This window comes from Salmonella sp. SAL00672 (assembly GCF_046552175.1).
Taxonomy (GTDB): Bacteria; Pseudomonadota; Gammaproteobacteria; order Enterobacterales; family Enterobacteriaceae; genus Salmonella; species Salmonella enterica.
The window spans coordinates 670,067-681,185 of the sequence record NZ_JBGDUQ010000002.1 but is presented as its reverse complement, the minus strand read 5'-3'; the positions used below and the strand labels follow the sequence as shown (position 1 = coordinate 681,185).

Annotated in this window: 10 protein-coding genes and 1 pseudogene; 4 read left to right on the top strand and 7 right to left on the bottom strand. The window is 35.2% G+C overall.

Translation table 11 applies throughout. The features are described 5' to 3' along the window. A pseudogene (locus ACLJTG_RS09085) lies at positions 1–371 on the top strand (relaxase); the annotation flags it as partial. 515 nt (positions 372–886) lie between these two features. Further along, positions 887–1,204 (top strand): cell wall-binding protein, encoded by a 318-nt coding sequence (locus ACLJTG_RS09080; protein WP_410958941.1) that lies wholly within the window; start codon positions 887–889, stop codon positions 1,202–1,204. Positions 1,205–1,257: 53 nt separating this feature from the next. Here the strand turns inward: ACLJTG_RS09080 and ACLJTG_RS09075 are convergent, their stop codons facing one another. The 7 genes from ACLJTG_RS09075 to ACLJTG_RS09045 all read right to left on the bottom strand — a co-directional run bounded on the left by ACLJTG_RS09075 (position 1,258) and on the right by ACLJTG_RS09045 (position 7,989). Continuing rightward, positions 1,258–1,686 carry a hypothetical protein gene (locus tag ACLJTG_RS09075; protein ID WP_071055692.1) on the bottom strand — a complete coding sequence of 143 codons (429 nt, stop codon included), beginning with the start codon at positions 1,684–1,686 and terminating at the stop codon, positions 1,258–1,260. A 92-nt stretch (positions 1,687–1,778) separates the two neighbouring features. Next, positions 1,779–2,177 carry a hypothetical protein gene (locus ACLJTG_RS09070; RefSeq protein WP_410958940.1) on the bottom strand — a complete coding sequence of 133 codons (399 nt, stop codon included), beginning with the start codon at positions 2,175–2,177 and terminating at the stop codon, positions 1,779–1,781. Then, positions 2,158–3,819 (bottom strand): hypothetical protein, encoded by a 1,662-nt coding sequence (locus ACLJTG_RS09065; RefSeq protein ID WP_407260369.1) that lies wholly within the window; start codon positions 3,817–3,819, stop codon positions 2,158–2,160. The genes ACLJTG_RS09070 and ACLJTG_RS09065 overlap by 20 nt, the downstream gene beginning before the upstream one ends. Next, positions 3,812–5,167: a tyrosine-type recombinase/integrase gene (locus ACLJTG_RS09060; RefSeq protein ID WP_410958939.1), complete on the bottom strand. Its 1,356-nt coding sequence runs from the start codon at positions 5,165–5,167 to the stop codon at positions 3,812–3,814. Before ACLJTG_RS09060 ends, ACLJTG_RS09065 begins: the two co-directional genes overlap by 8 nt. After that, a complete protein-coding gene (locus tag ACLJTG_RS09055) occupies positions 5,118–6,374 on the bottom strand; it encodes a tyrosine-type recombinase/integrase (protein ID WP_410958938.1) in 1,257 nt (418 codons plus the stop codon). Before ACLJTG_RS09055 ends, ACLJTG_RS09060 begins: the two co-directional genes overlap by 50 nt. Before the next feature lie 306 nt (positions 6,375–6,680). Then, positions 6,681–6,887, bottom strand: a complete 207-nt coding sequence (locus ACLJTG_RS09050) for a helix-turn-helix transcriptional regulator (protein ID WP_048295858.1) — start codon at positions 6,885–6,887, stop codon at positions 6,681–6,683. A 256-nt stretch (positions 6,888–7,143) separates the two neighbouring features. After that, a complete protein-coding gene (locus ACLJTG_RS09045) occupies positions 7,144–7,989 on the bottom strand; it encodes a DUF6387 family protein (RefSeq protein WP_200780697.1) in 846 nt (281 codons plus the stop codon). Between the two features lie 495 nt (positions 7,990–8,484). Here ACLJTG_RS09045 and ACLJTG_RS09040 point away from each other — a divergent pair, with 495 nt between their 5' ends. Together ACLJTG_RS09040 and ACLJTG_RS09035 are read left to right on the top strand one after the other, a co-directional pair. Next, entirely contained in the window at positions 8,485–9,696 is a 1,212-nt protein-coding gene (locus ACLJTG_RS09040) for an integrase domain-containing protein (protein WP_410958937.1), read from the top strand. Between the two features lie 32 nt (positions 9,697–9,728). Further along, positions 9,729–11,087 carry an SIR2 family protein gene (locus tag ACLJTG_RS09035; RefSeq protein ID WP_410958936.1) on the top strand — a complete coding sequence of 453 codons (1,359 nt, stop codon included), beginning with the start codon at positions 9,729–9,731 and terminating at the stop codon, positions 11,085–11,087. Positions 11,088–11,119: the final 32 nt, after the last annotated feature.

Here is an 11,119-nt window from a genome sequence, read left to right as displayed (position 1 = left end):
CTGCTCCTGCTCCTGCTCCTGCTCCTGCTCCTGCTCCTGCTCCTGCTCCTGCTCCTGCTCCTGCTCCTGCTCCTGCTCCTGCAACGATTTTAAGGACAACAGAGAGAAGGGAAAGTATCGGTGGAAAAATTGCAGAACTGGAATTGCGGCTCAGAAAAGACAAACGAAACGAAATCATAGAAAAGATTCTTCAAAAAAATGCAGTACAACGGCAAAAGCATCTCAGATTCGTAGAGTGGCTTGCTTCCATAAAGCATTACATTGAGCTTCTGAGAAGCTTTGGTAAGACCATTCTTCACAAAACACACACGACCTTCTCAAATATTTATGCAATGCAACCTTTAAACAAGGCGAGAAAAATTCGTTTATAGACAGTCAATTGCAAATTCTTTTCGTAACCGCACCCTATCCTTAGTAAAGCATTTTTGTTTAGTCAAGAAAATATTGATCGTTATTACAGATCGATAACTCAATTACGATAGATATTACCTATCGAGTAACAATCATCGATCGGTACAAGTGATTTTACTTTAGCCAGCCAGCCATCGAGAATCCCTACAAACACGCAGTAAATCTTCCACCCTGGGGTTGCTATGAAAAACGAAACAATTAAGTGCCCGTTCTGCTTCAAAGAGAGCCAGTTTGGTGTCCGGGTTTGTACCGGCTGTCATTCAACCATCAAATATGGCGAAGTTTCACCCTGGTTATCGTTGTTCATAGGATTTATTTTATTAGCAATTGCCTACATCATACTTTATATAAGTCAAAGTTTTTTAGTCGCTTTCATTATTTTGTTGGTTTTAATGATTTCTACAAGATTGTATATTCGTAAAAAATTTGCACATAGAGCAATTTTCACGCACCAACATTAATAAAGGGATTTAAAATGAAAACATATGCTATCATAACAATCATTCTTTCAACTTTTTTATTAACAGCTTGTGATTCTGAACCTTCCGATAAAGACATCTATAATGTATTCAAAAGTGTTGTAGATAGGTCAAATGCAAGTATGAAAGCTTTTGATTCAAGAGTTTCTGAAAATGATCTTTTAAGAATCGATTATGTGAAAAAAGTTAGCTGTTCAAAAGAAGCTAATAATGTTTACAACTGTATAGTAGATGCTTCTATTAGCAACAATAAACAGACAAAGCCTGTTAAGCTTGTGAAAGCTGATGGTGTCTGGAAAGAGATACAACAATAAAAATTAAAAACTATCTGTTTTTAAAGCCCCTACCGTTAGGGGCTTTTTATTGTCTACAATCTAACACGATTAACACAAACGATCTCATGAATTATTTCTTTCTCTATGGCTCTCATTTCATATTGAGCTTTAAATGTTGCGTAGATCTCTTCCGCTCTTTCTTGATTGCTATCTATGTAGTTAACAAGAGAGTTTAGTTCACGAAGAACAGCTTCTTTATTGTATAACTGTCGCAACAGATTACTTGTAAGGGATTTATACACAGAACTAAACATCGTCATGATGTTGTCTATGTTTCTATTAGAACGTGTATATAACTGCCTGGGGTAGAAATACTTTAAGTGATAGCCAACGAACACCAAGTAGAGTTGATTAGAGAAACTTTTATCTCCGGGCTGGTATCGTTTCGAGATATACTTATCTACGATGACAACAAGCTGTTCTTCAAGTGTCGTTACTGAATTAAAATTGTTTTTGTCCATAAATTGCATCCTTGCAAAGTTTTTGTCTTCCTGACTGCATATACAAATACCATATTAACACCACCTGTCAATAGGTAAAACCTATCAATTGGTTATTTTCTTCCTCTATGCGTTATTTCTTCTTCGAGAATTGAGACAAGTATATTATGCCGGTAAGCATTCTCATGCATTTTCTTTATCATTAACAATAAATTATTATTCTCATGTTTTAATGCATTATTTTCATTTTCGAGCCTTTCAATTCTACTTGCAGCAAGACTTAAACTTCCTGGCAATTTTCTGTTTTGAGGTTTTACAGAACCAGCCCTCTTTCTTGTTTTGTATGCTACGACAATCTCAGTATGTTGACTCAGTGCTTGTCTGGTTGGAACTTTACCTAATGTTTTTTTACAAGCCAAACATACAGCATCCCATGTAAAATTTGGCCTTTCCCAGTTTTCAATAATTTTAACAATAGATTTTATTTCTTTATCATAAAACTTCTTTGCCATTTTGCTTCTCCTTTTTGATTATATTTTCTAACATTAATCTAAATGTTTTTATTTTTTCAGATATTTTTTCTTGCCCTGAAAAGTCTAAATCTAAAATCTTCTTTTCAAGTTCTTTAAAATTACTTTCAAGATTTATTCTAAAATCAGAATCAATACTTTTTTTCTGATTCGAGATTGAACTGCCTTTATTAACATGAGTATTCAAAACCTTTCTTGATAGTTCAGTTAATTCATCGTGAGACATATGATCATACACAACATTATCCTTAATATTTCTTCTCCCTGACCAGTGAGCTATTTGCACCTGAGACAATGCACTCCGTTGAGCCATAGTGTTAAGCAAATGCCTTATTTGATGACTGTGAAAACGGAGATTGGCACTATCAATGTTAGAGTTGGCATGTCTTCTGAATATATTATTAACATTGCGAATGCTAAAATCAGATCTGAAATCATTGGAAATGGCATTCAATGAAGTGAAAATGTCAGTTCCTTTTATTGAATTTAGTTGATCTTTATTTATTGCTAATAAATTTCTATGTGTAATGCGGTTGTCTCGTTCACTCGTAGCTTTCAATTCAGATTTTTTCCGCAACAGATAAACCCAGAATGCTTTGATGCTAATAACACCACTTTCAACACTTGACAGGAATATTTCATTCTCCTTTGAAATATCTTCTTTATTTATAACAAAACCAAGCTTATTGAGATCCTTAATTGTCAAAATTTCAAATGCACTTTTATTTAACCAACTATACAGATAGTCCTCCCCACTCTGTAAGAGATTAGATACAACCCTCGCATTATTAGTAAGTTTTCGTAATCGCACGATAGCTTCCTTTGCTATCGGAACCATTGATTCTGGTATCCATTTTGTGTTATACCCATAACCTTTTAATGAATAAAATCGCAGCCCATATCTGGGTATGCCCTTCATATCTTTGACTACAACTTCGCAATCATCTTCTAAAAGCATAATTTCAGTTATTCTTGATGGAGCACATAAGAGCAAGGCAAAAATTGAAGATATAAAGATATCTCTTGTGTTGATAGGTTCTGAAGTAAAAATTCCCCCTACAAAATCTATAACCCTTTCGTCTGGTAGTTTTATTTGCTCTTGTTCTGATAACGAGTCGATTGAGCCTATTTGTTTACTTTTATTTATCTCATTTCTTTTAAATGGATAAGACCAGCGAACGATCCATGGAGGTAACATATTCCTTTTTGACATAAATGAACAAAATGATATTAAGTCAGAGTAAATTCTATAAACAGTTGACTCTGCAAAATTTTCATATGCAATAATTATGGCTTCATCTAAAATTTTATGATTTATATCATAAATATTAGCCTCTTTATTCACTCGTAAAAGAGCGACTTCTAATACTCTCAGTAATCTTATGTTCCTTAGAGCCTTAGGCAAATCATAAAAAAATTTATTCCATATATAAGCTTTGGCAAATTCTATAATATTTTTATTCATAAGCCTCTTTTTTTCATTACTCTTATTAGCTTTTATTTCACTATAAAAAGTTATCCCCCTCCCCCAACTTGGATTTTCCCATTTGAAATCTTTATTGTTAGAAAGTTTTTTATTTTCAGAAATAAATTTATAAACGTTATCTTCATAATTATTATTCATTTATCACCTCGTAATTTATCAAGTCATTTAAGAGACTATCAATGCCATCTTTTATTAGTAAGTTTATTGCACTATCAAAAGATATCGATTCACATTCAGATGCAAAAAAGTACTTATCTATAAGATCTTTTAAAACAACCAACTCTCTTTCTGCCGAGTTTTTTTCTGTAAATTTTTTTGCTATTGGTTTTATAAACTCATTCATTGCTTCATTAATTTTTCTGCTGTTTTCAGCAGTGTTGTGTACATAACTCATTACAGAACTGGTTGAGCTATGATCAAGAATATTAGCTATCAATGATGGGCTATAACCCATCTGGGCTGCTTTTGTCCCTAATGTGTATCTAAATCTTCTTGAGTTAATCTCTCCAAAATCAATTTGGAGTTTCCCGATTGAACGTTTTATTGTTCTTCTGATTTTTGTAGTTACCTGATATGAAGACAGTTTTAACTCTCCATTTTCAATCATGTCCAAACTTACTGTGTTGTTTTTGAAATGATATGTATTCAAAAAAATAGGGAGCTTGTTTTTTTGTTTTTCATTTAATTTAGTATTTAGTGTTTCACTTACAATAGATTTCACTGCATTAATGAGATAAGTTAGGTTTTCAAAAAGGTTTTGGGGGATTTGTACTTTACTAAACTGCTTTCTATAAGCTCCTCTTTGTTTAACTTTTGGAATATTGATATAAAAAACCCCATCGAGTTTGAAAAGATCCCCTGTCTCAAGTTGAGCAATCTGCATCGGTCTCCGACCTGTATATATCAAAAGGAGCAGCATAAGATAGTTAGATAAACTAATCCTCTCAACCTGATAAGCTCTTGCTGTTAACTCTAATATCTTTTTTATTTGAGTATCATTAAATGGACCTTTTTGATAATTATGTGTTTTTAAATACTTCCCTGATAATTTTTTGCTAATTTCAATTTCAGTAATAAATTCAACAGAGTTAGAAGATAACAACGAGGGGAAAAGAGTATGCATTTTCAAAAGTAAATATTTCATAGATTCAGTATGGGTATAGTCTAATGGGCTAACCTTGCCAAAATAAAAACTTATATTGTTAAATGCAAATAGACTCTCCACATTATCTGATAATTTTAGAAAATGCTTCATGGCATAAAACATTTTCTTTGTATAGCTTGCACTATAATTCATAGCAAAATAAGCCAAGGTCGTTTTAACATGTATAAAATTCTCACCCATATTTTTCAGAGAATCTAAATTCAACATTATACTTTCATTAATCTTCCACTTCGGGTTTGAAAATGTTATTTTGAAACCACCGTATTTAGTTTCAAAAACCGAATATTGATTTTCTTGTAGATTTCTGATAATTGGTAACATTCATAGACTCCTCATTCAAATGTTTTATTGGATTAATGATCGCCATTATTTTTTGACTTTCTTGAATTATAAATCTTCTATTATAAATATCTGAAGTATCACTTTCATTTTTCCAGCCCATTAGATAATTTCTTACCTTCTCATAAAATGCATAATTATTAGGATTGCAGTTTAAGATCATCATTTCTGAAAATTTAACATTCCATATGTGCCGCAATGCATGACCTACGAGATTTCTTAACTCATTACTGTTTTTCCTTATTTGCTCAAAAATTTTTTGATAACCTGAAATGGTCAATGGATACCCTAAATTACCATTAGAACTATGGGTAACGAGTAGATAGTCATGCTCAACTGCTTTAGATTGCTTTCTCCTAAAAGTGCTAATGTATTCATGTACCAATTCAGTTAATTCAAAGCTTAAAGGGATTTGCCTTTCTAAAGTCTTGACAAGAGGCTGTCGCAGCCTTGGCTCATCTTTATTGTCAGGCCTTCTTACTATGCATAAATTTTTCTTCTTATAATTAAAATCAGCTATCTTCAGATTGAGTAATTCTCCTCCTCTCATACCAGTTTCAAGTAGAATCTTAATTATAAGATTATTGCGAAACCGTACATGTGGAGCATAAGGATTCGTCGCTGATTCTATACCCACTATGTTAAGCAAAGTCTTTTCCTGGTCTTTACTTAATGCTTTTTCTTCGTTTTCAATGTTGTAGTTCTTCGCGTTTTCAATTCTTGGCTTTATAAAATCAAATGCTCTACAGATCGATTCATAGTTATTAGACTCATTGAAAGTTATTTTATCTATAAACCATTTAATATAATTCTCTATAGTTACTATCTTAAAGTATAAAGATTTTTCTGTGATATGCCTTTTCTTATTTATATCAATAACATTCCCTTGGCTATTTTTGTATGACAGGTAATTCATTAAATCGTACAGATAACCATTCTCAGAGACAAGAACTTCCCAGTTTAAATGTAAAGAATTAAACAAAGATACCTTTTTTTCTGTATTGTATCTTTCAAACAATAGCAAAGAATTTGCTATTGACTCCATTGTTGAAAATGAATAGTTCTTTATGCGAAATACTACACTCATATATAGATTTGGATAAACCAATGGGATGCCTGTATCAGCATTCACTATCATGCAGTTACGAACTCCATTTCCATCTTTTACTCTTTTTATTTTGTAATTCATAGCTTCTCCTATTTACAATTAATAATAAGTGAAACTAAATAAAGCATAATGATTATGCAATTTACAAATTTATTTTACATAAATCTGAATCAATCTCTTTTGTATCAGTATATGTGAGAGAAATGCTCTAATATCCCTCTAGAGGGATATTAGACTCCACTCTTTCCACTTTAAATACATAAGTAATTAATTAAAAAGAATTTGTACTCAATATGTAAATTGAATTGTAAATGGCAGATTTGCTTTTTTAGTTTTATATGCAAATACAGATTAAATTTTGCTTTTACATAAAGTAGTTTCTTTATGTTAAGAAACTTTTATTCTGCTTCCTTCGATTGCTGATTGAATCCATTCTTCTATCTCATTTTCAACAAAAGCCACTGCCCGTAAACCAATTTTTATAGGAGTAGGAAAACGCTTTTCGCTGATAAGTCTATAAATCCATGCTTTGCTGAATCCAGTACGTTTTTGCACTTCTGGCAGACGGATAAGACGGGTTGTTTGATTATTCATTATAAGTTCCTCATGCTTCGTCGTTTCGATGGAGTCACTATACAAACGGTTGTTGAGAAAAAGGAGAGAGATTCCAGAGTCGAAAATTATTGATGTTCGTATCCACTGAAACAGAGGAAATTCAGGCACCATGAATCTCCTCCTTTTTTTGACATGAGGACACTCCTGGCTATAACCCTATGTTTTACATATGATATTTAGAATGTAACATTATAAAAAAAGGCACCATCACTGATGCCTTTTGCGGTATCTTAATCTAATCTACAAGTTTTATTACGTCAGATACTTTCACATCTTTTAGATGGCTATTCTTGTTCATGAAAAAATGCAATTGCCTGATAAAATCAATAGTAGAAGCTTTTAGAGCGAGAGGTCTGTCAGTATCTTTGATTTGCTGTGGCAACCTCATTTGAGTTTCTTCGTCTTCATCGGTGTAGAGCAGTCTTGATAATCTGTCATCGGAAATACGAACCTTTTTTATCTTTGCCCATATGAGAATGTCCAGCATAGGTATGATCCGATAATTGATTAGTTTCTTGATGGTACCATAACCAAAACGAACAGATTCAAGCGGGTTTTCTTCTATTCCTTTAAACTTTCGCCACTGGGGAAGTGCAGATTTGAGAGACTCTGCGATTTCTTCATCTGTACCACTTGCCAGGTCAATTTCGAACATGACCGTTCGTGTGAATTCATCAGGCATACTCTCAGAGACAGGCTTTTCTTCAAACTCCTTATTTACTACATATCCGTAATCACCATCCCAGTAGAACATACCCCTTTTCATGGAGAGAATGCTCAAACGGGCAATTTCATCTGTAGTAGTCAGCAAGAAGTGTGGAGGTTGAAAAAGATTGTCCTTCTGAGTCATGTATCCCAACCTTTCTTCTTCAATCAAGAAAGGGTTACCGCTGAAAATTTTTTCGAAATATTCCATTGCAGCTTGGTTTTCATAATCCCTGCGATATGATTTGAAAAAGATAGTTCTGGCCCACAACTCATGATAGAACCTTATCAAGGTAAGCTCTTCAAAACCCCAGTAAGTCTCAATGTTAAACCAGCACTTGATGTCCTTCGTATGTTCTGGTGTCCAATTTTTCAAATTTCATTCTCCTACCTTTGCCTTATGCGGGAACTTCCTGCGGATAGAATCGAACTATTGAGAAAAGTTACCGCATTCACCCAAACATGAAAAGCGCAACGGACCTTAACTATGAGTTCAGTTACTGACAGGGAGTTGAACTGAAGATTTTTATCTTTTTGATACAATCTGCTCATCGCGAGGACTCATACTAATAGCATTAAGATTTATGGTTCCTTTTTAGAACCATACGTAAAATTAATAGTTAAAAGAACCATATAAATCAATTTAATAAATGGTTAATTACAGGGACGCCAGCACCAAAATCCTTTCGCGGCGGTTCCAGAGCCGTCCGCAGAAGTCCTGAAAGCCCGCACGGCACAAGCCCTGCGGGCTTTTTTGTGTCTGTAACCTTCCGAGACGATCCGCCTGAATCCAGTGATAATTGGTATACGAATTGGTATACGCTAGAATGTAAGCCAATTCCGTATACCAATTAATGCAGGAAATGTAGACATGGCAAGGACTACACGCCCATTAACCAACACAGAAGTTCTTCGCGCTAAAGCAGATGATAAGGATATGACTCTGCATGATGGTGACGGGCTTTTTTTGGTCATCAAAACCAGCGGCAAAAAGCTTTGGCGCTTTCGCTATCAACGTCCCGCTACGAAACAACGGACAATGATCGGATTAGGTGCCTTCCCAGCCCTTTCACTTGCCAACGCCCGCAGCTTGAGAGCGGATTATCTTGCACTGTTAGCTAATGGGATTGACCCGCAAATACAGGCAGAGGTTGCAGAGGAGCAGCAACAGATTGCTCTGGACAGCGTTTTCTCAACAGTGGCTGCTAATTGGTTCCAGCTTAAAAGCAAAAGCGTCACACCTGATTACGCGAAAGACATTTGGCGCTCATTAGAGAAAGACGTGTTCCCTGCCGTTGGTGGAATTCCTGTTCAACAAATCAAAGCAAGGACTTTAATTGAGGCACTTGAGCCAATTAAAGCTCGTGGAGCATTAGAGACGGTTCGCAGATTGGTTCAACGTATTAACGAGATAATGATTTACGCGGTTAACACCGGTTTGATTGATGCAAACCCAGCATCAGGTGTTGGGATGGCTTTTGAAAAACCAAAAAAGCAGAACATGCCTACGTTGCGACCAGAAGAACTGCCTAATTTAATGCGATCTTTAACTATGTCGAATTTGTCTCTAACAACTCGTTGCTTAATAGAATGGCAACTCCTAACTTTAGTGCGCCCTGCTGAGGCTTCAGGAACAAAGTGGTCAGAGATAAACCTCAATGAAAAGCTTTGGACGATTCCGGCAGAACGGATGAAGGCAAAAAGAGAGCACATTGTTCCTTTATCGCCTCAAGCTTTAGGTATTCTTGAACTAATGAAATCTATAAGTTCACATCGAGAACACGTATTCCCAAGTAGAAATGATCCAAAACAATCCATGAATAGTCAGACTGCTAATGCCGCTTTGAAACGAATCGGATATGGTGGAAAGCTTGTTGCACATGGGCTGCGTTCGATTGCCAGTACAGCTTTAAATGAAGCTGATTTCAATCCAGATGTTATTGAAGCAGCTCTTGCACATAGTGATAAAAATGAAGTTAGAAGAGCATATAATCGTTCAACTTATCTTGAACAACGCATAGGATTGATGAAGTGGTGGGGAGAGTTTACGGTTAACGCTGGCAAAGTTATTCGCATAGCCTAATAATTTAGCATAATAGTGAGAAGGAGTCTTGAATGCCAAATAATTACCCTCAATATGTTGAAGATGTCAGTGATGACATAAAAACATGCCTTGAAGGAATGGGATGCCAACCTATACTTTTTGTAGGTTCAGGATTAACAAAACGTTATCTTTTAGGCCCGAACTGGGAAGAGTTGCTCCAACAGCTATCTGCTGAGTGCCCAAATATAGATAAAAGATTCGCTTACTACAAACAAAAATATCCTGAGTTAATTGATATTGGGAGTGTTTTTTCTGATTCGTATAACGAATGGGCTTGGGGGGCTGGAGAGAAAGAGTTTCCACCTGAATTATTTGAAGCAGGGAACGATCCTAGTATTTATTTCAAACATAAGGTCTCAGCCCTCTTTGACTCATTACTTAAAGAAAGACCTATTTCCGATAGTGATGAGATTGAACTCTTAAGACAAATACATCCACACTCAATTATCACAACTAACTACGACAAGCTCCTGGAATCAATATATACCGACTTCACACCTATTATTGGTCAAAAAATCCTTTATGCTAATCATGGCAGTGTGGGTGAAATACTCAAGATTCATGGTTGTTGTTCCGATCCAGAAAGTATAATTATCAACCGCAACGACTATGATGACTTCATAAAAAAGAAAAAGTATCTAAGCGCAAAACTTCTCACATTCTTTGCCGAGCACCCTCTATTATTTATCGGTTACAGCGCTGAGGATGTAAACATTAAAAACATACTCTCTGATATTGATGAATTACTATCTGAAAATGGCGACGTAATTCCAAATATTTACATATTAGAATGGGTTGAAAAACAGAGCGAAAATGAGTACCCACGCAGAGAAAGATTAATCCAAGTCTCCGCTAACAAAAGCATAAGAATAAAGAGCATTGTTGCGAATGATTTCTCTTGGGTATTTTCTGCTTTTGGTGCTAACAGAGCTCTTGATAATATAAATCCAAAGCTCTTACGTGCATTGTTAGCACGCACTTATGACCTCGTTAGAACTGACATTCCTAGAAACCCTGTTCAAGTTGATTATCGTGTTCTTTCTAACATCAGCGAGTCTGAAGGTGAGCTTGCTAAGCTTTACGGAATTGCGACATCGTCAGATGGAATGGCATTTAACGCGAGCTATCCTTTCACGCTAACAACTCTCGGCCAAGCTCTCGGCTACAAGGGGTGGCACGACGCCAATAAGCTTCTTGAAACAGTAAAAAACATAACTGGAGTAGACATTAAAACCTTCGATAACAAATATCATTACGCAATAATGAATGGCGAGGAAATACAATCCCATAGATATTCAAATTATCTTAGAGAGTTACTTGAAAAAGTGAGAGATGGAGATGAATTCGAATTGGGTATAAAGACACCTTAATAACCACTTGCTATCATATGGCTGCCAAACTG

Coding starts and splice junctions, on each gene's coding strand:
- ACLJTG_RS09080 (WP_410958941.1), top strand. CDS start 887: ATGAAAACATATGCTATCATAACAATCATTCTTTCAACTTTTTTATTA.
- ACLJTG_RS09075 (WP_071055692.1), bottom strand. CDS start 1,686: ATGGACAAAAACAATTTTAATTCAGTAACGACACTTGAAGAACAGCTT.
- ACLJTG_RS09070 (WP_410958940.1), bottom strand. CDS start 2,177: ATGGCAAAGAAGTTTTATGATAAAGAAATAAAATCTATTGTTAAAATT.
- ACLJTG_RS09065 (WP_407260369.1), bottom strand. CDS start 3,819: ATGAATAATAATTATGAAGATAACGTTTATAAATTTATTTCTGAAAAT.
- ACLJTG_RS09060 (WP_410958939.1), bottom strand. CDS start 5,167: ATGTTACCAATTATCAGAAATCTACAAGAAAATCAATATTCGGTTTTT.
- ACLJTG_RS09055 (WP_410958938.1), bottom strand. CDS start 6,374: ATGAATTACAAAATAAAAAGAGTAAAAGATGGAAATGGAGTTCGTAAC.
- ACLJTG_RS09050 (WP_048295858.1), bottom strand. CDS start 6,887: ATGAATAATCAAACAACCCGTCTTATCCGTCTGCCAGAAGTGCAAAAA.
- ACLJTG_RS09040 (WP_410958937.1), top strand. CDS start 8,485: ATGGCAAGGACTACACGCCCATTAACCAACACAGAAGTTCTTCGCGCT.
- ACLJTG_RS09035 (WP_410958936.1), top strand. CDS start 9,729: ATGCCAAATAATTACCCTCAATATGTTGAAGATGTCAGTGATGACATA.